Origin of the sequence: Candidatus Aquiluna sp. UB-MaderosW2red, from assembly GCF_900100865.1 — a bacterium.
GTDB lineage: Bacteria > Actinomycetota > Actinomycetes > Actinomycetales > Microbacteriaceae > Aquiluna.
Window position 1 is genome coordinate 338,327 of sequence record NZ_LT627734.1, and the last position, 23,303, is coordinate 361,629.

Genomic DNA, 23,303 nt, shown 5'->3' on the forward strand with positions numbered 1-23,303 from the left:
CTTTTTAAAGTACCGCCAAGGTGCAGTTTTTGAGTGCCACGGAGGTCTGTTTCATGGCTTGCTCCTTGACGAAGTCTCCTGCGTCGACTAGACATGTGTGTGTGCATCTCTAAGAAAACGTGGAGCCTCGAGAATTACGGAAGATGATTCAAATATGAGTATTGTGGGCGGTCGCATCGAAGTAGCTGGGCTGATGGACTTATTGAAGCTTCCCAAGCAAGGTGAGGTTTTCGATTTGGATCCGGGACGCTGGCCTGGAATGCCGATTTGGGCTGGTCATCCTCCATTTCAGGTTCTCACCTACCGAAGCCCTCGCGGTATTAGGGTCGATGGGGATCAGGATTGGCTTGCGCCCGAGATCAATTCGGCGAACATAGGTCTGATATCGGAGATGATGATCGCCACAAATCACTCGGGTTCGCATGTCGACGCGCTGGGTCACATCTGCAGCGGCGCCGACGATGAGTGGTCCGGCGGGCGGGCTTCAGAGGACCTCGGAGACTTCGGAGTGCTCAAAGGCGATGCGGCGTCAATCGTTCCGTTTATCACGCGGGGCGTGATGGTCGACATACCCGCTTATCTCGGTGTCCCACAGCTCGAGGCCCATTACCCGATCTCGCTCGAAGAATTCCTTGGCGCGGCCAAAGCGCAGAATGTCGAAGTGCGCGAGAACGATGTTGTGTTTGTGCGAACTGGGATGATGGCGGGTTGGCCAGACCCCGAGCGTCTCGCTCTGACGGCAGGCGCGGGTATCACTCGACCAATCGCTGAGTACTGCGCTTCGAAAAAAGTGCGGGCGGTCGGCGCAGACACGGAAGGCTGCGAGGTGATGCCCTCGATCATAGAGGGAAACCCGCACCCCGTGCACGAAACGCTTCTAGTAAAGAATGCGATCCACATTATGGAGAATATCTATCTCGAGGAGCTCGCCAGTGAGCACGTGCACGAGTTCCTCTTCATTGGGTTACCCCTGAAGATCCGCGGAGCGACGGGATCCATGATGCGACCTATCGCCATCACGTAGATAAGGCGTGAATTGGGGCCTACGCAGGTAGGCCCGAAGCGGGCCTATCAAGTGATCGAGAATACCATCGGACAGTTTCGAGCCAGTCGAGGTCGCAATGAATCTCATTGCCAACGGTCGAAAAGTGTTCATGCCGATGTTTTGTTTACGAATAAGCCCTCCGCCATCGCAGTCGCGTCCAACATTGGGTGCTTGGCGCGTCAGATAGGTGAGACCCGCACTACCGCTAACGGCGGGCCCATGCGTGACTTCTGGACTTGTGTAATCCGCAGGCGGCGAGCGCCTACCAGCAGTACTTAGATAGATAGGCGGCAGCTGCTTGTTGCCTGCAGCAAGGGCAGCGTCCAGTTTGAACGGGCGTCAAATGGTTTGTGTAAGAGGTGGCTTGTCAGACTGGAGGAATGAATTAATGTTTTGCCTTTGAATGAAAAGAAGAATATTGCAGCCGTCTCGACTGCGGGGCGGCGGTGTTTTCTTTTGGCCAGAGTCTGCAGTAAACGATTCGCCAGATTACCGATGTGGGCTTGTTGGACGCTCTGGACCAGAACATCCATGCCGGTCAGGCGTCTAATTTCACTACACCGGTCACATTGTGACGCCGATACATAAGGGAACTATGTGCTGGCGTATGACACCACGGCCTCCGCCAAAAAAGTTGAATTTCAACACTTGAAAAACCCAGACTTCGGCCTGGGTTTTTTTATTATTTGAAGGCGATATCAACTCAAGCTTTTGGCTGAGCGGGAGCTGGCCGGAGGCCATAATTGAAGGAGCAACGCTAACCAGTTTCGAAGCCTCTTATAACTGAGGAGCTTTCTAGCTAGTTCATTTAGTTCAAGGTTCAAATTATTAGTTTCTAAGGGTTGAAATCATGACAGTTGAAAAAGCCGGCCAGCCACTTGAATTGAGCAATCCGGGGCCTTCGACTGGCGTGCTGGAACCTAGAGCGCGCTTGAGCACTTCTGCAAGGCAGCTTCAGCTCAATGGTTCATGGCAATTCAGATGGGTTGAAAAAGTCTTGGACCCTAATCTTTCACCGAGTGCAAGATCGGCTGAGCGTTGGGGAGTGATTGCGGTTCCAGCCAGCTATGTGATGCCAGCACACGATGAATCACTTCAAGGGGCGGCCCACGGCAACCCCTCCTATACAAACGTAAAGTTTCCGTTTCCCATCGACCCGCCATTTCCCCCGGAACTGAATCCAGCCGGGGAGTATTTGCGAACGGTTTCATGGGAGAACCCGCCCAAGCGTGCTTTGCTTCGATTCGAAGGCATCGAGGGCGCTGCTGATATTTGGTGGAATGGCAAATTCTTGGGTTCGACCAGAGGCAGCCGGCTGCCCTCTGAGTTCGAACTAAATGGGCTAATCGAAGAATCAAACCAACTTGAAGTCAGGGTTTACCAATTCAGCGCGGCCTCCTATTTGGAAGATCAAGATGAGTGGTGGGCACCGGGGATTATTCGGGATGTATTGCTTATCGAAAGACCCGATTTCGCGATTCGAGACGTGCAGGTTGTTGCCGGCTTCAAGGGCGAAAAGGGGCAACTAAGAGTTAGTGTGGAGCTGGACTCTCTGGCTGACACGGAACCGACTTTGGAAATTACTCTGGTCGAAAAAGACCTACCGGTTCACCAGGATGCGCAAATGGAAGTCACTGGTGTCGAGCCGTGGAACCAAGAGGCACCAAACCTCTACACGATTAGGGTCTCAACCGGCACGGCTGAGCAGGGCGGTGAAACCGTCGAGGTTCGCGTTGGGTTCCGAACCATTGAGATTATCGACGGTGTCTTCACCGTTAATGGCAAGCCAATTTCGCTTCGGGGGGTAAACCTCCACGAACACCACCCAAAGTGGGGCCGCCACGTTCCTAAAGCCGTGATGCAAAAAGACCTTGCGCTAATGAAACAGCACAACGTAAACGCCATTAGAACAGCTCACTACCCGCCCCACCCAGACATGCTGGATCTTGCAGATGAATGGGGATTTTGGGTGATCGACGAGTGTGACTTTGAAACCCACGGCTTTGAATATGCCTCCTGGAGAGCAAACCCAACCGATGACCCGGATTGGGAAGAAGCAATTGTTGATCGCATGAAGCGAATGGTGATTCGGGACCGCAATCACCCGAGCGTAATCATGTGGTCGCTTGGTAACGAAGCTGGGGTTGGCCAGAATTTAGCCGCAATGGCAAAGGCAGCCCGGTCTCTCGATAACACTAGGCCGTTGCACTACGAGGGTGACCAAGAGTGCAAGGACGTTGATGTTTGGAGCCAGATGTATCCGGCCCACGAGTCCGTAGAGGCAATTGGACAGCGTATAGAACCGGCGCTCGCCGACCAAGAGTTAGATGCCAGAAGAAGGCAAATGCCCTATGTCTTATGTGAGTATGCCCACGCCATGGGCACCGGTCCCGGGGGCCTAACCGAATACCAGGAGCTCTTTGATAAATATCCTCGGATTATGGGTGGCTTTATTTGGGAATGGCTAGAGCACGGCATTGACTTGATTCAAGACGGCCAAGTCACCACCGCCTACGGTGGGGACTTTGGAGAATTGGTTCACGATGCCAACTTCGTAATTGACGGACTAGTCTCTAGCGCCCGGGAGCCACGGGCTCAACTCAAAGACCTAGCGGCAGTCTTCACACCCGTAATAATTCAGTTCGAGGCTAATGGCACTCAGGTGCGGTTAAAAAACCGGCGTGATTTTGAAGACTCTGCAGACCTTGAAACGAGATGGAGCATTGAGACCGGAACCGGGGTGATGGCCTCCGGGGTGCTAGCGCATGAGCCCATCCTGGCTCAAGGCTTTGCGCTCTTGGATTTGCCGCAGGCTGCCCGAGAGCCTATTGAAAATGCCGATAGCATTTTGAAAATTGAAATAGCCCAGAAGCATGAATCGGCCTGGGCCGAAGCGGATTGGGTTTTGGCCACTGAGACCAAAAAGCTTTCCGGAAGCACCAAGCCAAGTTGGGGCCGGCCGGCTTCGGGGCTCTCAGAAAATGCCACTTCGGAGACCGCTTGGTCGCTTCGAGATTTGCTCTCGGTGGATGAATCCACGGGGCGCGTTTTGAGACTTGGTTCAAACCCAATCTTAAATTGGGGCTTAGACCTGTGGCGAGCCCCAACGGATAACGATCTTCGGGTTTCTACCAACGAGCCTAAAGAGCCAGCGGTCGCAAAAAGGTGGGAATTACTGGGCCTAGCCAACCCTTTTTCTAGGCTAATCTCACTAAATTGGTCGCACAACGATTCAGAACTTGAGGTGGTGACTCGAGTGGGCTTCGCGAGTGTTGATAGCTCGGTCGAATGTATTTGGAAATGGTCGGGCCAAGGCTCAGACCTATTGCTGAATCTAACCGTCACACCCAGTGGCAGTTGGCCCATTGAGTGGAGTTCGCACTGGGCCCGGGTGGCCATATCCTTCGAGATTTCCGGTTCTGAGCAGGATGAAATCAGTTGGTTTGGCCGTGGCCCCTCGCCGGCCTACCCGGATAATGGGCAAGCAGCTAACTGGGGTTGGTTTGGTAAGCAAGTCGCAGACCTTCAGGAGCGCACAGTGCGTCCTCAGGAATCTGGCAGGCGAGCTGAGGTCAGTTGGTTCCAGAAAAATCACGCTTTTGGAGTCGCGAGCCCGTTGGGAATGGGGGTCACAATTAGGCCCTGGAGCCCTAAAGTCGTAGCTGCCACGAGTCACGATCACCTGCTCCAATCAGACCAAAATCTGCACGTCGCTCTTGAAATAGCTTGCTCGGGAGTCGGAACTGCCGCTTGTGGCCCGGGGGTATTGAAGGAATATCGCCTACCCGCTCAGGTCGTCACGGGTCAATTTGCTTTCTTTGGGTTGAAAGAGATTTGAAACATCAACTCGGGGCGCGACTCGCTAAATCAGAAGCAGCTCTAAATCGGCCCGCTTGGCCCACGTGCTCCAAGACTGAGTTTCCCGCGAGTGGAATTGCAAAAAAACTTGAACACACTCATAGCGCTTCCTCAGCTATAAGTCTCTAGAATTCATAGGTGAGTGATTTGCAGTATCAATTTGCCGCCCCGACTAAGCGCCCGAAGCGCAGGGGTTGGCTCAAAATAACCCTAATCTCCATGCTGAGTGTCGTTGGTTTGGTCGTCGCAGTCGGAGCTGGCGGTTACTGGTATCTCACCTCTACCCTTTCCGCCAGTGGGATTGATGTCTACGCAACCGACGGCAGCACCTTCGAATTGCCCACCCCCGCCGAGATTAATGGCCCAATAAACGTTCTTTTAATTGGCTCTGACACAAGAGCTGGCCAGGGCACTACCGAATTCGGGCCAGTGGGCAATGCGCTGGCCGATGTGATTATTTTGCTCCACGTTTCCGAAGATAGAAAAAATGCTGTCGCACTAAGTTTCCCAAGAGACCTTATGGTCCCAGTGCCAGGTTGCCCGAACCCCGATGGTGGCGAGGCCTACGGGCCAAAAGACCTCTATCAAATCAATGCCACGATGAATCGTGGCGGACCAGCCTGCACATTGCTAACCGTTCAAGCGCTAACCGGAGTCACCATCCCCTATCTTGCGATGATCGACTTCAAGGGCGTTATCGCGATGAGCGAAGCGGTCGGCGGAGTTGATGTTTGTGTGGCAGAGCCAATCAACGATAAGTACACCAACTTGCAACTCGAGGCCGGCGAGCACACTCTTATTGGAGCCGAGGCGCTGGCATTTCTAAGGACTCGCCACGGGGTTGGAGACGGCTCTGATCTGTCTCGAATCTCTAACCAGCAGGTATTTCTAACCTCCTTGGTTAGAAAGCTCAAGGATGAAGGCGCGCTAACCAACCCGTTTAAGACTCTGAGAATCGGCACCGCAGTCCTTGACAACATGACCCTTTCGAACTCGCTTACCAAATTGAACGTTATTTTGGGAATGGCTAGAGAAGTCAACGATGTGGACCTCGACAAAATTACTTTTCTAAAACTTCCGGTGAGAGACATGACCGGTGAGTTTGCTGGCCGGGTGGCTCTTATCGATGACCGAGCGCAATTGCTATTCGACAAGATTGCCAACGATGAGCCACTCGTGCTCGCCAAGGCCAACGTTGGAACTGGAGCCGTAGTTTCCGAGGAGCCTGCTGCCACTCAAAGCCCCACCGAAACAGCCACCGAGGAGCCTGCTGCCACTCAAAGCCCCACCGAAACAGCCACCGAGGAGCCTGCTGCAAGCACCTCTGCAACCGCAAGTGAACCTGCGCTGCCCGAGTGGGTGCAGGGCACAAACGCCTCCGTGAAGAGCTGCTCTAAATAACCCCCACTCACTGATCTGGCCACGCCAGAGTGATATTTGCATGCAATCTTGCGCCACCAGTGCCGAGGGCGGATGCGTTGTAAAAACTGTAAGTGAGTATCACTCATAGGGTCTTGCCCATTGTTATTCAAATGTAACCGCTTTCAATTCAGTGCCATGCCAACTCTCCCTAGTGTTATAGATAAACCCTGATCCCGGGTTTTGGGTGGAAACCCAAATCATTTTCGAAAGGACAAATATGTCAACATTGCGTCGTCGTTTTGTTGCGCTAGGCGCGACTGCGATTGCTGCCTCCTTGGCACTTGCTGGATGTGCAGCAACCGATGAGACTCCAATAGCATCACCAACCGATTCAGCCTTATCTGAGGACTGCGCTGCATTCGCAGACTACCTAGGTAATGAAGGCTCTGAGGTTGAGATCTACACCACCATCATTGACCCAGAAGCAACCCTATTCATTGAGTCCTTCGCAAAGTTTGAGGAGTGCACCGGCATCACCATCAACTGGAACGGTACTCAGGAGTTCGAAGCTCAGATTGCTGTTCGCGTTGAGGGTGGAACTGCACCAGATCTAGCCATCTTCCCTCAGCCTGGGCTACTGGCAGCATTTGCTGACAGCCTGCAGCCAGCTGATGCGGCTCTAACCGCTTCGGTTGATCAGAACTACACACCTGACTGGAAGAACTACGGAACCGTCGGTGGGACCTTCTACGCTGCTCCACTGGGCGCAAACGTAAAGTCTTTTGTTTGGTACTCACCTAAGACCTTCGCTGATAATGGCTGGGCCATCCCAACCACTTGGGACGAGCTCTTGGCTCTTTCCGACCAGGTCGCCGCTGAGGGCAATGTTCAGCCATGGTGTGTTGGTATCGAATCTGGTGAAGCTACCGGTTGGACTGCCACCGACTGGATGGAAGACCTAATGCTTCGCTTCCAGGACGGCGCAACCTATGACGCATGGGTTGACGGCTCAATGCCATTCAACGACCCTAAGGTCCTTGAGGTTATCGGCGAAGCCGGCAAGATCATCAAGAACCCTGCTTATGTAGGGGATGTTAAGTCGATTGCTACCACTGCATTCTCTGCGGCTGGTGCCGGAATCGTGGATGGCACCTGTGCCATGCACCGCCAGGCATCATTCCTAGGCGGAATCCTTGTTGGCGACTACGGTGCAACCGTTGTTACTCCAGAGGACACCACCGTCGAGGGTGGAATTTCAACCTTCTACTTCCCAGGTGTTTCAGCTGACAATAAGCCAGCTTTGGGTGGTGGCGAGTTCGTAGGTCGCTTCACTGAGAACCCAGCAGCCGCTGCCGTTCAGCTGTACCTAACCTCCCCTGAGTGGAACAACGAGAAGGCAGCCTTGGGTGGCTGGTTCTCCGCCAACTTGGGCCTAGACACTGCAAACGTGGCTGACCCAGTAAACGCAGTTGCCGTTGAGATTCTTCAGAACGCAACTCTGTTCCGCTTCGACGCATCTGACGTAATGCCAGCAGCCGTGGGCGCAGGTTCATTCTGGTCAGAGATGACCGCTTGGGTTGCTGAAGACAAGTCAGACCAGGCTGTTCTAGATGCAATCTATGCAACCTGGCCTTACTAACGCTAATTAGTTGAAAGCCGTGGGGCCTATTTTTAGGCCCCACGGCATTCTTCATTTAGGATTTGGAAAATGCTGAACTTCAGTTTTATCGCAGCTAGAAAAACTCCTTGGGACATCATTGGGGAGAACTTTACCCTGCTGGCAATCTCGCTGTTGGCCTTTGGTGCGGTCTTAGTTTTATTATTCTTGCTCGCTGGAAGAGCAAGCGTGAAAGCCCAAGAGTGGCTGAAGTACCTGGTGTTTTTAGTTCCAGCCCTTCTCTTATTACTCATTGGTCTGATTTACCCAACCATTCGGACCATAATTTTGTCCTTCATGGACGCCAAGAGCGAGAACTTTGTCGGTTTCGACAACTATGTGTGGGCCTTCACAATCCCCGAGATCCTGATTGTTTTGCGCAATACGGCGATTTGGGTATTCCTCGTGCCATTTCTTGCCACCACCACGGGGCTCGCAATTGCCTATATGACCGATCGCATGAAGCGACCGGCAATAATCAAATCTTTGATTTTTATGCCGATGGCCATCTCCTTTGTTGGAGCCAGTGTTATCTGGCGCTTCGTCTACTACTTTGAACCAAATGAGAATCGCCCAGATTTGGGTCTTTTTAGCACGATCGTGAAAGCCTTCGGCGGCACTCCGCCCAACTGGCTGCTGGAAGCCCCGGGAAACACCTTCTTATTAATCGCAGTGATGGTTTGGATTCAAACCGGTTTCGCCATGGTTGTGTTATCGGCAGCCATGAAAAACGTGCCGGAAGAAATCATTGAGGCCGCCATGCTTGATGGCGCAAGCCCAATGAACAGGTTCTTTAGGGTGACGGTGCCACTAATCAGGGCAACCCTGATTGTGGTTTTGACCACAATCATCATTGCAACTCTGAAGGTCTTTGATATCGTCCGCACCATGACCGGGGGAAACTTCCAGACCAACGTAATCGCCAACGAAATGTATTCACAGGCCTTCAGGCAGATGAACTACGGAACCGGGTCCGCACTAGCCATCATCTTGTTCGTGGCAATCATCCCCGTGATCCTCTACAACGTGAAGCAATTGCGTCTTGAGAGGACGGAGCGCTAATGACCACCACAGCACCAAAGCCGGCTAAGCCAAACGGCAAGCCAGAGCTAGCCTCAACCATTCGCGCCAAAAAGCGCGCGAAAGACATCTTTAGTTCACCGATTGCATCAGCGGCCGCGTGGATCATCGCGGTTATCTGGACCGTGCCAACCTTTGGCCTATTGGTCTCATCAATCAGGCCGGAAAAGGACATCAACTCTTCGGGTTGGTGGACCTTTTTCACGAACCCAAATGTCTCCTTTGAGAACTACCAAAAGGTGCTATTCGAAGGAACCACCACTAACCCACCGCTTTTCCAGTTCTTCTTTAATTCTTTCGCGGTCACAATCCCGGCGGTAATTTTTCCCATCACGCTCGCCGTGTTTGCAGCCTACGCATTGGCCTGGTTCGATTTCAAGGGTCGCGATGTCTTGTTCTTTTCAATCTTTGCTTTGCAAGTTGTGCCACTGCAGCTAACGCTGATTCCACTTCTTCAGCTTTTCTCACAGGGCTTAGTAATCGGCGGGGTGACTCTGATTCCGGATCTTGGGATTACTGGTACTTACATTCCGATCTGGATCGCTCACACTATTTTCGCTTTGCCTTTGGCGGTTTTCTTGCTACACAACTTCATTAGCCAGATTCCTAAAGAGCTAATTGAAGCAGCCAGGGTTGATGGCTGTGGCCCCTTCACTTTGTTCTCAAAGATTGTTCTGCCGCTATCGGTCCCAGCAATCGCCTCGTTCTTGATCTTCCAGTTCTTGTGGGTTTGGAACGACCTATTGGTCGGGTTGACCTTTGGGGCAGGCTCTAAAGAGGTTGCTCCGATGACGGTGAGAATTGCCGAGATGGTTGGAACCCGAGGCTCCGGTTGGGAAGTTCTAACCGCCGGTGCATTCGTCTCAATGATCGTGCCGCTACTGGTGTTCTTCGCATTGCAGCGCTATTTTGTTAGAGGCCTATTGGCAGGATCCGTTAAGGGCTAGGTAGCGAGTACCAGATTTTATTTGTTTCTCTTGCAAATTTCCTTGAACATCTTGGCGCTGTCTTTTGGAATTCGCGCTTGGTTTTTGGGATCTACGTAGTAGATACCAAAACGCTTTTCTAAGCCTTCGGCCCACTCGATGTTGTCCATCAGTGACCAGGCGAAATAGCCCCTTACATCAACGCCTTGATCTTTTGCGTCCATGACGGCATTGAGGTGGCCCAGGTAGAAATCGACTCGGTCCTGATCGTGGATTTCGCCATCAACTAGCTGGTCGTCAAACGCCGCTCCGTTTTCAGAAAGGTACAGCGGAATATTTGGCAAGCGTTCAGCCGTTTGCTTCAAAGTTTCGGTGAGTGAGGCTGGAAAAATCTCCCAACCCATCTCGGTTCTTGGTTCACGCGATGCCATTTGAGCGCCCTCAGGAACACCCGGGTAAAGGCTGAAGTCTTGGCCAAGGGCTGCTTTTTGGTCGCCTTCGCTAGCCGGTGCAATTCTGATTGGTGTGTAGTAGTTGATGCCCAGCCAGTCAATCGGTTGAGCAATGTCCTTGAGCTGGGCTTGATCAATAAATGACCAATCGGTGAACTGGCTCGTGCGCTCAATCAGAGCTTCTGAAACACCTCTACCAGCCAGTAGGTCTAGCCAAAAGCGATTCTGCAGGCTGTCAACGTGGTCGGCTTGAGCCCTGACTCTCTCATCCTCAGTTATGACCTCGGTTAGATTCAGAGCGATGCCCGGCATGTTTGCTTTGTGTTCTCTAAGCACGCTCATGGCTGCGCCATGAGCACTCATGAGACGGTAGCCGGCTTCGAAACCGGCTGCAGGGTTTCCCAAACCAGGTGCGTGGAGTTTGGTGGCATAACCCAAATACGCGCTCACCCAGGGCTCGTTCAATGTCGCCCACATGCCAACCCGATCGGCAAAGTTCTCAGCTAGCAAGTTGGCGTAGTTTTGAAAGTGCTTGTGGATGTCTTTATTGAGCCAGCCACCTATGGCCTGAAGCTCACTTGGCATATCCCAGTGGTACATGGTCAAAACGGGCTTGATGCCCCGCTCCAGCAATCCGTCAATCAGTCGGTTATAAAAACCAATACCTTCGGGATTTGGTTGATTATTGCCAGGCATAACCCTCGGCCAAGAAACCGAGAAGCGATATGAGTCAACCCCCAAGTCCTTCAGGATGTCTAGATCGCCCTCGACTCGATTGACGTGGTCACAAGCTGGGTCGGCCACAGACCCATCTTTTATGTTCCCCGGGACCTTGGCAAAATCATCCCAAATACTAGAGCCTCGGCCCTTACTATCGCCCTCGATCTGCCAAGAGGCAGTTGCCACCCCTAAGTCAAAATCCTCTGGAATCCTGGCGGCTAACGCGGCTATTTTTGAATCAGTCATGGCAATAGGTTATCCCGAGCCGCTAGCAACTTTGGTTAGTTTTTAGCCCATGCTTCAGTGTTTGTTGTGACGGCGATCCCCTTCGCTAAAGAGTCATCAATTGCCAGTGAAATCAGGTGGTCTTGGGAAGCCTGTGCAAGTGGATAGGGTGCAGGACCTGAGCCTTTGACCCAATCAGACATCTCAAGCATCAGGCTCGCGATAGCAATCTCCTCATCCATTAACCGAAGACCAACAAATGGATTTTGATGAAAGACTTTGCCATCAAAAGAAATATTTTCGGTGTCATGGCCATCGAGGTTTAGGTCGTGCCCAAGTTGGTATCGGGCAAATTGAGATTTGGTTATTGCCGTTGGTTCAATAAGCCTGATGCAGTCGTTATCCACAATCTCGCCTAGGCTCCCCCGCACCACGAGCCTGCGATGCCGCAGCTGGTTGTGCCACTGATTATCGGTGAAGTCGTAGAGGCCAGATTTGCCTTCTCCAAAATCAATGGTTGCCAAGACAGTGCTTGCAATTTTCGGCTCAAGATCTTGATTCCAACCACCTCGAGTCAGAGGGTCAACCAGTGGTGCTTTGAAACTCGAGGCACTGACTTTGGTTTCACCAAAGCCAGCTTCCAGAAAACTTCTCATTATCGCAACGGCATGATAGCCGTGGGTCGAGGAGACCTGCACCGAGCTCACTTGCCCAATCACGCCCTGCCGAGTCACAGCTAGCCGAGCGGCATGCATCGGCAGTCGCATATATTGCTCTGCGACCTGAACTAAATTTTTCGCACCAACTGCCGACCAAAGTTTTCTTAGGGCATCAGCATCGCTGGCAGGTGGAGTTTCAGACAGAACCGGAATCCCAGCCTCAACCAACTGAGTCAAAACATCTGGGCTGGATAGCCAGGTCACCGCGCTAATGACATAGTCAGGTTTCTCTTGAGCTAAAAGTTCACTAGCGCTGGAGTAAGTCTTGACCGGCAATGCTTTGGCCTTTGCCTGATCTCGAACCACCCAGCCGACAACTTCAAATCTATCCGGCATCAAGAGAGCCAGGCGAAGGTAGAAATCGGCGCGCCAGCCAGCGCCGATTATGGCAATTTTGGTTTGATTCATGGCGTCAGCCTAAACCTCGGGAATGATGAAATCAGTGGGGGTTTCGCATCTGAGCTTTATGGCGATAAACTCACGGGGTACTTGGAGACGTCGCATAGCCCGGTCGAGTGCGCCTCACTGCTAATGAGGTAGGGGTGTTAAAGCCCCTCGGAGGTTCAAATCCTCTCGTCTCCGCCAATTGGACTCATTGAAAAAATGAAGTCAATAGTCCGCACTTAACTTTGATTCGATCCTCGGCAATGCCTCTGGCAAGGCCCGGCTTAATTCAATGCATTTTGCCAAAAGTCACAATCAAGTGAAAACCATATGTTTTCTTACTTATGGGTGTAGTGTCAAAAATTACTTGGGGGTTTACTCAAAAAATGCGGGGATAGACATCGCGGCTAAAAAACCGGGGATTACAACCTTTGGTAAAAGCTGGGGTCGGCAAAACTGTTGAGTGTTAATTTTCTGAAAGTGCGAGGACCCCTGACGGGTGGTTTTCCAGAAGCCAAGTGCGCTCACCGTTGTTCAGGCAGCGAGGGGATTTGCAATCAAACTTGTTGCTTTTCTGCGAAAACTATCGATTGAAATGGGGAAAGAATGAAAAATATAAATAAATTACTGATTGGGGTTTCTGCAACCCTGGGGATTCTCGCAAGTGGAGCTCTTCCAGTGTCTGCAGCCACGACGACGACCTTGGTCGTTCCTGGAATTATGCAAGGCTGGGCATTTGTTCAAGAAGCACCACTTTTGTCCACATCTGTGGGCGCAATGGTGGCAGGCCCGGGCGCAGGGGTGGGCAGTGCAAATCTAAAAGTTGGTGCTACAGGTGGAATGACTCTCGCCAAAGCTGGGTACGGGGGCGTGAGATTGGACTCTCTCAATAGTCTCGAATACAACACTTATCGCACGAGTGGTCCGGCTGCAGCCGCAATTTCCCTTCAGTTGAACATAGATTCTGATCTCACGGATGCGGACGTTAGTTTCCAGGGACGCTTAGTTTTTGAACCATATCATTCTCAGACAGTGACCACCGGACAATGGCAAACATGGAACACGTTGAGTGGCGTGGGGACAGGTAGCTGGTGGGGGACTAGGGCTCCCTTGAATGCAACCGGCAAGTGCCCACAATCTAACCCTTGCACGTGGAATGAAGTCCTTGCCAAATTCCCCAATATCGGAATACGTAATGTTTTCGGTGGAGTTGTTCTTAAAGTCGGAAGTGGGGGAGGCCCCATGGAGATTAACGTGGACAAATTGGTGATAAATGATGACATTTACGATTTCGGACCAGTTCTCGCACTTGACCTTGGAAGCTCATTCGACTATTCCCTGCTTGCAGGAGCGGCAATCACGACTGGCGCTTCGAATTCTTTTACTAACAGTCTCGGAGCAGGAGCGGCAATCACTACCGGTGCCGGTAACGTCATTCCGGGGAGCCTCAATGCTGGAGCGGCAATTACTACCGGTGCCGACAACGTCATCGGGGTAGACCTTAACGCCGGTGCTGCAATTACCATCGGCGCCTCCAACACCATTTCAGGATCGCAAAACTTCGGTGTGGTGACGCCCATCTCTGGATACTCTGTAGCGATGGCAGCTTTTGATGTTGCTATGGCAGATTCTTTGAGTCGACCTTCGACGCTTCTAGCTGCAGAACTCGGTGAAACCACGCTGGGGGCTGGGGTTTATTCCGCACCCGCATTCTTCACTCTGACTGGAGCACTGACGCTGGATGCGAAAAATGACCCTACTGCTGTCTTTATCATCAGAAGCCCGGGGTACATTTCCACTGCGGCAGGTGCTTCTATAGTGCTTGCAAATGGGGCGCAAGCCAGCAATGTCTTCTGGGTTTCGGGTAGTTACTTCTCCGCAGGTGCGGGTGCCGTTTTGTCGGGAAACATTCTGGCAACGAGTTATGTGACCCTAGGCGCAGACGCTGGACTAACAGGCCGCATCTTTTCGCAGTCTGGATACATAACCCTGGGTGCAAATGTGACGGTGAAGAACTAATCCAGAACCAACTTTCAGAATAGCTCTGATTTAGAAACGGGGAGGCTATAGCCTCTCCGTTTTTATTTAAGATCAGGGGTCGTCGATTGGCATCCACAATTCGTGGAATTCCCGTGCCACAACCTGAATGCAGATCAACCGGGCCATGGGTAAAAAAATCTAAAGGGGGCCTTCTTTAGGCCTGCATGGTGCCGGCGAAGTTGGTGGTGATCTCCACGAGCTTTTGGGCGGCTGGGGAGGATTTCTCCTGATTTCTTCTTGCCAAATACACCCGCGAAAAAGCCTCTTTATGATCAATTTCTAGAAATTTCACATTTGGTAGCTGAATTGCCGTCAGGCTCTTTGGAACAATCGCAATGCCGGCATTGCTTGAGACCAGCCCGAGGATTGTTGCAAACTGAACTGCCTGCTCGACAATGTCGGGGGTGAAACCGGCCGAGCTGCAAAGTTGATAAATGTGCACGCCGTTACAAAAAACCACCCGGTTCAGGGCTCAGTATTCAACGCCCCAGCTCCTGATGACCGCGTGGGCTGATTAGGGGCCTTGAGTATTACAGTTCTGAATCCCAACCCTTTGTAGCCTCGTCGCGACTTGGGAATCCAAAAATAACAAATTGGTATATCTGGTTACCGGTTCGTTACTTAGGAGTAATCTCATAAATTACTGGGGGAGTATTCCCGAAGCAAATGTTTCGTCATCACGGCTGACAACCCGGAGCATTTGGCCACAAGTAATTGTGGTGGAAGAGACTCAGTCTTCGGTCAACAATGGGGTTGGCAAAGGCTTTTTAACCCTGATTGTGCTCCGATGTTGGGACCCTCACTGGAATCCCTGACGTCTACAAGGAGGACACACTTTGAAAAAACTACTAGTAGCAGCCTCGGCCCTTGCGCTTATCGCGACGGGACTTTCGGCTGCGCCTGCCTCGGCGAATGTAAGCCCCGCACAGTCTAAATACGGGGCTTCCTGCTCAACTCTCAAGCAGGTAGCTGCTAAGCGAGGCGCCGATGGAAGCAATTTAATTTGCAAAAAGGAAACCGAGGGAACCTTCAAGGGCAAGCAGATATGGGCTTATGCGAAGTACCCATCCCTCAAGACAATCAACTTCAAATTGGGAGCAGGCCCCACCTCAGGATATGCCGGGTTTGCCAATGACGTGACTCGGGCCCTCAAGGCTGAGAAATTAGTGACTGGAAACATAACCAACGAATCTGTTCTCGGCGGAAGCGGAGCCGCTGCGCTTAACGACTTCATGCTCAAAGAGCGTGGCAAATCAGGCCAGGCATTGATTACCGGTTACGCAATGTTGCTCGGTATTCAGAACAACAAGAACCCAGCAAGGGTCTCAGACGCGGTTCCAGTAGCACGCCTAATGGCGGAATACGAAGCCATTGTCGTGTCGGCTAAGTCGCCAATCAAGAACATGAAGGATCTCACTGCCGCAATCAAGAAAGACAACACCATCGCCATCGCTGGCGGAAGCGTTGGAACTCTTGACCACGCCACGATTATTCAGATCTACAAGGCGATCGGTGTTGACTCTTCAAAGCTCAACTACGTAGCCCACTCCGGCGGTGGTGAGGTAATTACATCCCTACTAAGCGGCGCAACTTCGGTCGGTGTATCTGGTTGGGGCGAATTTGAACAGTACGTTACGTCGGGTGATCTAAGAGTCATTGGTATCACCGCCCCGACAAAGCAGAGTGCAATTCCGGCAGATACCCTCAAGGGTCAAGGAGTCAACGTGGTCTCCCAAAACTGGCGTGGAATCATGTTGCCCTCGGGGACCTCGCTCGCTAACCGGAACCTGGTTATTCGGGCAATCGATGTGATGCACAAGGGTAAGACATGGAAATCAATTCTTACGGAACGCAACTGGGGTGACAACTTGATTGTCGGTGATACCTTTACACGCTTCCTCAAAATTGAGGAAAAGAAGGTAGTTTCACTTTACGCTCAGCTTGGCTTGTGAGTTCAAGCACCGTAAAAGTTGCCAAGGGGGAGCTGGTTTTTACCAGCTTCCTTTTGGTGATTTCCCTAATTGTTCTCTACGACACTTTCACTTTGGATGAACAGGGCCTAAACGTAATCGTTGGGCCAAGGGCATTCGCCTTGGTAATCGGCTTTTTATTATTCGGCCTGACTTCGCTGCAACTGATCTCTGTGCTGCGGGGTAACAAGGGGCAACCAGATGCCATCGAAGGCGGCGAACTGGTCACAAGGCCTAATTGGAAGAGCCTATTCATTGTGATTGGCGGAATTGTTTTTCACATTCTTGCCATCGAATTGGTGGGCTTTATTCTTGCCACGATTCCGCTATTTTTTGCAGTCTCTTTAGCCCTGGGCGAGAGGCGTTGGTTTAGGACTCTAATAATTGCCGCCATAGTTGCGGGCGGCACGTTTCTAACTTTCACACAAGGTCTTCAGCTGGATCTTCCCGTGGGATTCGAATTTCTCGAACAGGAAACTCCAATCGTTTTGGACGATAACGGAGAGATTGTCATTGAAGAAGATCAGGAAAGCTGGTAGAAGTGGATATCACTAACTTCCTCTTGGGGTTCAGTAATGCCCTTACTGTCACGAACTTACTATTTGGATTGCTTGGAACGGTTTTGGGTACCCTGGTAGGAGTGTTGCCGGGAATTGGCCCGGCTCTTGCAATCTCCCTGCTTCTACCGGTCACTTTGGTGGCGGACCCAACGGCATCCCTAATCATGTTTGGTGCCATTTATTACGGCGCTATGTACGGTGGATCGACAACCTCCATCTTGCTTAACACACCCGGCGAGTCTGGATCTGTCATGACGGCCATCGAAGGCAATAAGATGGCGCGGCGGGGGCGAGCGGGTGCGGCACTTGCTACGGCGGCAATCGGCTCTTTCGTGGCGGGAGCTATCGCTACAGGACTTCTAGCACTGGGTGCCCCCTTTCTAGCAAAGCTCGGTCTGCTTTTGACCCCGCCGGACTATCTTGCTCTGATCATCGTTGCATTTGGAACTGTGGGTGCCGTGATGGGGTCCAGTCCACTTCGAGGACTCATTGCGCTAAGCCTTGGTCTCGCAATTGCGCTGGTAGGGATAGATTCGCAATCGGGGGTGTCAAGGCTCACATTCGAGAACATTTACGCCTCCGATGGCATTGAGACAATAGTGATTATTGTCGGCCTGTTTGCTGTCGGCGAGACTCTCTACATCGCATTCCGTGGACGGCTTGGTAAGGGCGAGATGAATAATTTTTCTGGACTCGCATTCATGACCAAGGAGGACTGGAGGCGCTCGTGGAAGCCATGGCTTCGGGGCACTGCAATCGGCTTCCCGACCGGAGTTTTACCGGCTGGTGGGTCGGAAATACCGACTTTTTTGAGTTATACACTCGAGAAGAAACTGGCTAAGGGTAGGCAAGACGAGTTTGGCAACGGAGCCATCGAAGGCGTCGCCGGCCCTGAGGCTGCCAATAATGCAAATGCTGGCGGCGCGCTCGTGCCGTTGCTGGCATTGGGACTTCCGACTTCGGGGACCGCCGCGGTAATCCTGGCGTCGTTCCAGATGTACAACATAAATCCAGGACCCCTGCTATTCACCGAACAGCCACTTTTGGTCTGGACTTTGATCGCCTCTTTATTTATTGGCAACATCCTTCTCTTGGTCATAAACCTTCCGCTTATTGGTCTCTGGGCGAAACTTTTACAAATACCAGCACCGTTTCTCTATTCAGGGATTTTGGTCTTTGCGATGGTTGGCGCATACGCCTTGAATAATTTCGTCTTTGATCTTTGGATGCTCCTTGCAATTGGAGTATTGGGTCTCTTATTCAGAAGGTTTGGCTACCCAATTACACCTCTTATTCTCGGGGTGATACTGGGCCCGATGGCTGAAGTTCAATTCCGGAGAGCACTTCAGATCTCCTACGGGGACTATTCCATTTTGGTGAGCACTCCTTTCACATGGGTCGCTTACGCGGCATTGGTGATCATTGTTTCGATTCCGATTCTGTCTCCATTGATCAGAAAAAAACTGGGTACCCAGAGTAAGTAGGTAGCTCAATTGGCCCGAACAAAAACGGGCGATAGCCCATGGCTATTGCCCGTTCTTCTTAATGCAGGATTTCTCCAGGGCGCGGTGTATGTGGTGAGACCAATGGTCACCTATAAAGCGGTGGACATGGGAGCCGACCCTTGGCTGGTAGGCATAGTTGGGGCCACCTTCGCCCTCGCACCATTTATATTTGCAATTCAGATCGGTCGCTGGATTGACAGGGGCAATGCAGGCCGAGCGCTCTTTTATGGAACCCTGATTGCATTAGCGGCGAGCGTGGGGCTAATTTTTGTAGAGAATATAACCTTGCTGCTATTGGCCATGCCGGTATTGGGGATCGGGCACTTGCTAGTGATGTCGGGCGGGCAAACCATGACCGGCAACTTATCCATAGACAGAAATTACGAAAAGAACTTCGGCTTATTAACCTTTTACGCTTCGTTGGGTCACGCGGCTGGACCGTTCCTAGGCGGCCTGGTCGCAGACCGCGGGGACCTAGCGGTTGACGTCGATTCGGCTTTCTTGCTTGCGAGCCTTTCGTTTTTAGTGGCGGCGATTGTGATTTGGCCGCTTTTTGAAACAAAACGCCCCGTCTCGGGCACCAAAGAGAAAATCCCGAAGGGCAAAGTCTCGGAAGTCTTCGCCATTAGGAGCTTTGGATCAGCAATCTTTGTGTCGGGCTCTGTCACGGCTGTGATTGACGTGATGCTTGTCTTTTTGCCACTGCTTGGAAGGGAGTTGGGATTCAGTGTGACCCAGGTGGGCATCTTGCTGGCCGTTAGAGCCGTTGCCTCCATGATGGTCCGACTTGTTCTGGAACCCATTTCTACTCGTTTCGGCATGCGAGTTACCCTGAACTTCGGGACGGTTTTCACAATTGTGGCTACTGTGGCAATAGCGATTACCGGAAACTATTTAGTCATGGCGGTTTTGATGTTCATCGTCGGTTTTGCATCAGGCATTGGGCAGCCCTTAACAATGGCTTGGGTTTCTCGAATATCTAGACCTGAAATTCGAGGCTTGGCCATTTCGATAAGGCTAACTTCGAACCGTTTGGGTCAGGTGGTCTTGCCGGCTCTCGCCGGAGTTTTGGCAGCCTCAGGTGCGGGAACAATCTTCTGGCTTTTAGCCGGGATGCAGGGCCTGAGCCTCGTGGTGACAGAAAAGTCGTTAGGTAAAGGAAAAAATGGAAACACCGAGACGGATACAGAGGCAGAATAATGATTAGGCACAGCGTCAGAACATATAAAAGCTCCGAGAATCTTGAGATCAAAGACCAGTTGGCATGGAAAATAGCCGAGGTTGCCACTGATTTGGTAGCGGTGGAGCCACAGGTTATTGAGATGATCTCGAACCGAATCGTGGACAACGCCTCTGTGGCGGTAGCATCCTTGATGCGCGGGCCGATTATTTCGGCTCGGTCCCAAGCGTTGGCTCACCCACATTCGACAAGCGGAAACGGGTCCACAATTTTTGGTCTTCCAAGCACGGACCTCTTTGCACCGCAATGGGCGGCCTGGGCGAATTCGGTGGCTGTCAGGGAGCTGGACTTTCACGATACGTTTTTGGCCGAGGATTATTCACACCCTGGGGATAACATCCCATCGATCCTGGCCGTGGCCCAACACCTGGGCAAAAGTGGCATGGACCTAGTCAGGGGGATCGCTACCGGCTACGAAATTCAGATTAATCTAGTTCGGGCGATATCTTTGCACAAGCACAAGATTGACCATGTTGCCCACCTTGGCCCTTCGATAGCCGCGGGCCTTGGGACCCTGCTCGGACTCCCCCCTCAACAGATATTTCACGCCATCGGTCAGGCACTACACACGACCACGGCAACACGCCAATCCCGGAAAGGCGTTATTTCAACCTGGAAGTCACACGCCCCAGCATTTGCGGGAAAAATGGCAATCGAGGCTGTGGATCGAGCTATACGTGGTCAGACCAGCCCGACTCCAATTTATGAAGGAGAGGACGGCGTCATTGCCTGGCTGCTTGGTGGAACCGAGGCACGCTACACGGTGCCACTGCCAAGAACGCTAGAACCCAAAAGGGCGATTCTCGATAGCTACACCAAAGAGCATTCCGCTGAGTACCAGGCCCAAGCGCTTATTGATTTGGCTCGTCGAATAGGAGAAAAATACCCAATCGCAAAAATTTCTGATCAGGTGCAAAAGGTTGTGATATTTACCTCCGACCACACTCACTTCGTTATTGGCTCAGGTTCCAATGATCCGCAGAAGTACGACCCGGAAACCTCGAGGGAGACCCTCGATCACTCTGTGCCTTATATCTTCACCGTTGCTCTTCAGGACGGCGTTTGGCACCATGAACGCAGCTATCTTCCCGAGCGAGCTAGAAGAGGCGATACGGTTTCACTCTGGCAGAAAGTTACCACCGAGGAAGATCCCTACTGGACCAAGCGCTACCACTCAACAGACCCAGACCAACTAGCTTTTGGCGGTCGAGTAGAGATCACATTGCTAAGTGGAGAGCGCATAGTCGAGGAAATTGAGGTTGCCGATGCTCACCCCAGGGGCGCTAGGCCTTTTGGGAAGCAGCAGTATATTCAGAAGTTCATGACGCTCTCCGAAGGGATTATCACACACCAGGAGGCTGAGAGGTTTATCGCTTCGGCTTATAGAGTTTCAGAAATGCAACCTGCAGAGCTCAAAGACTTAAACGTAACCGCAAGGCCAGGACTAATTGAGTCCGCTTCTTATCCGAAAGGTATCTTCTGATGCTGCACACGACCAATTCACCGGAACAGAAGCGCGTCGCGCTTCGGGCGGGGCTGGCAAGCAATACGATCCTGCAACTTCCCGGCGCCTTTAACGCTCTTTCGGCAAGGCTGATTCAAAAGCATAATTTTGAAGGTGTGTATGTTTCCGGAGCTGTGGTGGCGGCGGATTTGGGGCTGCCCGATATTGGTCTGACCACCTCGAGCGAGGTATCGCAGCGGGCAGCCCAAATTGGAAGAATGACCGATCTGCCGACCCTGGTTGATGCCGATACCGGCTTCGGTGAAGTATTAAATCTGGCCCGCACAATTCAGCTCTTCGAAGATGCTGGAGTGTCAGCCCTGCACATAGAAGATCAAGTAAACCCAAAGCGCTGCGGTCACCTGGATGGGAAAACCGTGGTGGATGATTCGATTGCTAGCAAGAGAATAGCCTCCGCAGTGGCAGCAAGGAGAGACCCAAACTTGGTGATCATGGCCAGAACAGATATTCGTGGGACTTCGGATATCAAAACGACAATCGACCGCATCAAGATGCTTGGGGATGCGGGAGCCGACGCCATTTTCCCTGAGGCGCTAGCCTCGCTGGCAGAGTTCGAAGCGGTCAGAGGTGCAACAAATCTTCCAATCCTTGCAAACATGACCGAGTTCGGTAAAAGCGAGCTGTTCTCGCTTGATGAGCTTAGAAATGTGGGAGTGAACTTAGTTATTTACCCAGTTTCCCTTCTTCGGGTGGCCATGGGAGCCTCGGAGCGAGCGCTACTGGCGCTCCGTTCTGAGGGTAGCTTTAGGTCCGAGGTGGCTGGAATGCAGACCAGGGCTGACCTATACGATTTAGTCAACTACGAAGGCTACGGTGCATTCGATGATGAAATATATAATTTTGATCTTGATTCCCAGCTTTAGATTTGCGACTCTGCGCTTCCCACCGAAAGTCCCACAATCTAGAAGAATTTGACCCATCGGGCAGGTAGAGAGCGAATACACCGAGCCGTTAGAGGCTAGCTTCCAACAGCACCCAAGAGGTAACCATCAAGGGTTGATAGCGGTTGAGATTGGCCGCCGTGTTGACCCTGAAACCTAGAAGTTGCATCAGTGCCACAGATACCCGTAATTGCCCCTGCTCCTCCCGGGTGGCCTGCAATCCACTTGGTTAGGTCATAGGCATTGCCAGATATCGCAACCCAGCAACTAGCTGTCGAATTGTTCTTAGCGATATTTGCCATCGAGAGTCTTGACTCGATGGGAGTCTGAGTTTGAGTGGGGGTTGCAGTAGGGGTAGCAGTCGCCTGCGTTTTAGTCGGGCTAGGGGTTTGAGAAGGGGTTGCAGTAGTCGTGGCTCTTGGGGCTGCGGCTGTGGTTTCCTGGGGCTGAGCTTCAGTAGCTGAGGTTTCGGTTCTAACTTCTTGCTCCACCGCTTCTTGCACAGTTTCGGTGGGCATGTCAGTTTCCGGGGCCGCGGGTGACTCGGTGGCCTCCGGCGGCGCATCAGTTTGTGACTGAGTGGGTTGCTGGGTTTCCAAGGTCGCTGGCGAAGGTGAGGTACAGCCGGTTAGCAGTGATGCAAAAGCTATCAAAACCAGAATTCTCATCGTTACTTTGTCTCCTTGGGCTTATAAAGGCTAAATACCTGAACTAACTTTTACTTGAAGGTAGTGAACTAAATCGACAATTTCTTTCTTCCCCAAAATAAGTTAGACTTTGGCAGTCCCACTCGCGTTTGTAGCTCAACGGATAGAGCATCTGACTACGGATCAGAAGGTTGGGGGTTCGAGTCCCTTCAAGCGCACTGAGACCCAAGAAGACTTCACGACTTCTTGGGTTTCTTAATTTAATGAGTTGTAGACAAGAAAAAGCCAAAGCAAAGAGACCTAAAAATGAGTATTTTTCGCCAATTAAGCAGAGAGCATGCAACGCGAATCAAGTTAAGAGTTGAACGAGGCAAATAATGAATGACGAAATGCTTGTTGAGCTCTCAGGCGTTGAGTAGGCAACGTTTACCGAATCCAGAGACGGTAACTTATGGCTGCTCTACAGAAATTATTACCCAGAAGATGCGACGCCAACATCTCTCTCTC

17 protein-coding genes and 2 tRNA genes are annotated in these 23,303 nt (G+C 51.8%); 15 read left to right on the forward strand and 4 right to left on the reverse strand.

The window, feature by feature from the left end; genetic code table 11:
- Positions 1–154: 154 nt before the first annotated feature.
- The 6 genes from BLP47_RS01845 (at position 155) to BLP47_RS01870 (ending at position 9,949) form a co-directional block, all read left to right on the forward strand.
- Positions 155–1,024, forward strand: coding sequence for a cyclase family protein (locus BLP47_RS01845; RefSeq protein WP_091849815.1), 870 nt, complete (start codon positions 155–157; stop codon positions 1,022–1,024).
- A gap of 871 nt (positions 1,025–1,895) precedes the next feature.
- The gene (locus BLP47_RS01850; RefSeq protein WP_091849817.1) at positions 1,896–4,883 is read left to right on the forward strand and encodes a glycoside hydrolase family 2 TIM barrel-domain containing protein; all 2,988 of its coding nucleotides are present in this window, start codon (positions 1,896–1,898) and stop codon (positions 4,881–4,883) included.
- Between the two features lie 158 nt (positions 4,884–5,041).
- Entirely contained in the window at positions 5,042–6,304 is a 1,263-nt protein-coding gene (locus BLP47_RS01855) for an LCP family protein (protein ID WP_091849820.1), read from the forward strand.
- Between the two features lie 238 nt (positions 6,305–6,542).
- On the forward strand, positions 6,543–7,904 hold the full coding sequence (locus BLP47_RS01860; RefSeq protein ID WP_091852816.1) for an ABC transporter substrate-binding protein: 1,362 nt from the start codon (positions 6,543–6,545) through the stop codon (positions 7,902–7,904).
- A gap of 69 nt (positions 7,905–7,973) precedes the next feature.
- Positions 7,974–8,984 carry a carbohydrate ABC transporter permease gene (locus BLP47_RS01865; protein WP_091849822.1) on the forward strand — a complete coding sequence of 337 codons (1,011 nt, stop codon included), beginning with the start codon at positions 7,974–7,976 and terminating at the stop codon, positions 8,982–8,984.
- On the forward strand, positions 8,984–9,949 hold the full coding sequence (locus BLP47_RS01870) for a carbohydrate ABC transporter permease (protein WP_091849824.1): 966 nt from the start codon (positions 8,984–8,986) through the stop codon (positions 9,947–9,949). Before BLP47_RS01865 ends, BLP47_RS01870 begins: the two co-directional genes overlap by 1 nt.
- Before the next feature lie 17 nt (positions 9,950–9,966).
- Here BLP47_RS01870 and BLP47_RS01875 read toward each other — a convergent pair whose 3' ends face one another.
- Both BLP47_RS01875 and BLP47_RS01880 read right to left on the reverse strand, forming a co-directional pair.
- The gene (locus BLP47_RS01875) at positions 9,967–11,346 is read right to left on the reverse strand and encodes a GH1 family beta-glucosidase (RefSeq protein WP_091849826.1); all 1,380 of its coding nucleotides are present in this window, start codon (positions 11,344–11,346) and stop codon (positions 9,967–9,969) included.
- Positions 11,347–11,381: 35 nt separating this feature from the next.
- The gene (locus BLP47_RS01880) at positions 11,382–12,452 is read right to left on the reverse strand and encodes a Gfo/Idh/MocA family protein (RefSeq protein ID WP_091849828.1); all 1,071 of its coding nucleotides are present in this window, start codon (positions 12,450–12,452) and stop codon (positions 11,382–11,384) included.
- Between the two features lie 83 nt (positions 12,453–12,535).
- Here BLP47_RS01880 and BLP47_RS01885 point away from each other — a divergent pair.
- Together BLP47_RS01885 and BLP47_RS01890 are read left to right on the forward strand one after the other, a co-directional pair.
- Positions 12,536–12,629: transfer RNA gene (locus BLP47_RS01885), tRNA-Ser, on the forward strand.
- Positions 12,630–13,034: 405 nt separating this feature from the next.
- The gene (locus tag BLP47_RS01890; RefSeq protein WP_091849830.1) at positions 13,035–14,447 is read left to right on the forward strand and encodes an ice-binding family protein; all 1,413 of its coding nucleotides are present in this window, start codon (positions 13,035–13,037) and stop codon (positions 14,445–14,447) included.
- A 175-nt stretch (positions 14,448–14,622) separates the two neighbouring features.
- Here BLP47_RS01890 and BLP47_RS01895 read toward each other — a convergent pair whose 3' ends face one another.
- Positions 14,623–14,910 carry a LysR substrate-binding domain-containing protein gene (locus tag BLP47_RS01895; protein WP_157671361.1) on the reverse strand — a complete coding sequence of 96 codons (288 nt, stop codon included), beginning with the start codon at positions 14,908–14,910 and terminating at the stop codon, positions 14,623–14,625.
- A gap of 394 nt (positions 14,911–15,304) precedes the next feature.
- Here BLP47_RS01895 and BLP47_RS01900 point away from each other — a divergent pair, with 394 nt between their 5' ends.
- The 6 genes from BLP47_RS01900 to prpB are packed head-to-tail and all read left to right on the forward strand — an operon-like array spanning position 15,305 to position 22,131.
- Positions 15,305–16,420, forward strand: coding sequence for a tripartite tricarboxylate transporter substrate binding protein (locus tag BLP47_RS01900; RefSeq protein ID WP_091849834.1), 1,116 nt, complete (start codon positions 15,305–15,307; stop codon positions 16,418–16,420).
- Positions 16,417–16,977 (forward strand): tripartite tricarboxylate transporter TctB family protein, encoded by a 561-nt coding sequence (locus tag BLP47_RS01905; protein ID WP_091849836.1) that lies wholly within the window; start codon positions 16,417–16,419, stop codon positions 16,975–16,977. Before BLP47_RS01900 ends, BLP47_RS01905 begins: the two co-directional genes overlap by 4 nt.
- Positions 16,978–16,979: 2 nt before the next feature.
- Positions 16,980–18,482, forward strand: a complete 1,503-nt coding sequence (locus BLP47_RS01910) for a tripartite tricarboxylate transporter permease (RefSeq protein ID WP_091849838.1) — start codon at positions 16,980–16,982, stop codon at positions 18,480–18,482.
- Positions 18,483–18,527: 45 nt separating this feature from the next.
- Positions 18,528–19,703, forward strand: coding sequence for an MFS transporter (locus BLP47_RS01915; protein ID WP_371325798.1), 1,176 nt, complete (start codon positions 18,528–18,530; stop codon positions 19,701–19,703).
- Positions 19,700–21,226 (forward strand): MmgE/PrpD family protein, encoded by a 1,527-nt coding sequence (locus tag BLP47_RS01920; RefSeq protein WP_157671616.1) that lies wholly within the window; start codon positions 19,700–19,702, stop codon positions 21,224–21,226. Before BLP47_RS01915 ends, BLP47_RS01920 begins: the two co-directional genes overlap by 4 nt.
- Complete coding sequence (gene prpB, locus BLP47_RS01925) at positions 21,226–22,131, forward strand: methylisocitrate lyase (RefSeq protein WP_091849844.1); 906 nt, start codon at positions 21,226–21,228, stop codon at positions 22,129–22,131. The genes BLP47_RS01920 and prpB overlap by 1 nt, the downstream gene beginning before the upstream one ends.
- 95 nt (positions 22,132–22,226) lie before the next feature.
- On the opposite strand, the gene BLP47_RS01930 is transcribed toward prpB, so the two are convergent.
- On the reverse strand, positions 22,227–22,817 hold the full coding sequence (locus BLP47_RS01930) for a cytochrome b5-like heme/steroid binding domain-containing protein (protein ID WP_091849846.1): 591 nt from the start codon (positions 22,815–22,817) through the stop codon (positions 22,227–22,229).
- Between the two features lie 124 nt (positions 22,818–22,941).
- Between BLP47_RS01930 and BLP47_RS01935 the strand changes: the two genes are divergently transcribed.
- Positions 22,942–23,014: transfer RNA gene (locus BLP47_RS01935), tRNA-Arg, on the forward strand.
- Positions 23,015–23,303: the final 289 nt, after the last annotated feature.